The sequence below is a fragment of the Bacillus sp. 05T31 genome (assembly GCF_056396725.1).
In genome coordinates this window covers 1-975 of record NZ_JBFTMA010001075.1, presented here as the reverse complement: position 1 = coordinate 975, position 975 = coordinate 1, and the positions used below count along the sequence as shown (strand labels likewise).

Below are 975 nucleotides of genomic sequence, written 5' to 3'. Positions count from 1 at the left end.
GTTGAACATGAATAGCGCAACGAATCAAGCTACCTCTAAAACGCAAACTACACAAGGACAAGGTGAATTAAAACGCGGATTAAAATCTCGTCACCTTACGATGATTTCTCTCGGTGGTACAATCGGTACCGGACTATTTCTTGCCAGCGGTGGTGTTATCCATTCAGCTGGTCCTGGCGGTGCATTAGTCGCATACGCTGCAATTGGAATTATGGTTTATTTCTTAATGACAAGCTTAGCAGAACTCGCAGCTTATATGCCTGTTACTGGATCTTTTAGTACTTATGCAACAAAATTTGTTGATCCATCACTTGGCTTTGCACTTGGATGGAACTATTGGTATAACTGGGCGATTACGATCGCTGCTGAACTAGCGGCCGTAACATTAATTATGAAATTTTGGTTTCCAGATACACCTTCTCTTATTTGGAGTGGACTTTGTTTAGCTATTATTTTTCTCTTAAACTATTTATCTGTTAAAGGTTTTGGTGAATCTGAATATTGGTTCGCACTTATTAAAGTAGTTACTATCATTATCTTTTTAATTGTCGGTTTTATGATGATTTTTGGAATTATGGGCGGCGAATCTGTCGGCTTTAAAAACTTCACTGTTGCAGATGCACCATTTAACGGTGGAATCATGGCAATTATCGGTGTATTTATGGCCGCTGGTTTCTCATTCCAAGGAACTGAATTATTAGGTGTGGCTGCTGGTGAAACTGCTGATCCAGAACGTAATATTCCGAAAGCAATTCGTTCTATCTTTTGGCGCATTCTATTATTCTATATTTTAGCAATTCTCGTTATCGGTTTATTAATTCCTTATACGACTGATAGCCTTGCAGCAAGTGATGTTACAGTAAGTCCATTTACACTTGTATTTGAAAAAGCGGGCGTTGCCTTCGCTGCTTCCGTTATGAATGCTGTTATTTTAACTGCAGTTTTATCTGCTGGTAACTCTGGCATGTACGCATC

General features: G+C 39.2%; 1 protein-coding gene. It reads left to right on the top strand.

Going from position 1 to position 975, the window contains the following annotated elements:
• Positions 1–7: 7 nt before the first annotated feature.
• The coding region (locus tag AC1DJR_RS31435) for an amino acid permease (protein ID WP_477004408.1) at positions 8–975 on the top strand (968 nt) is incomplete at its 3' end.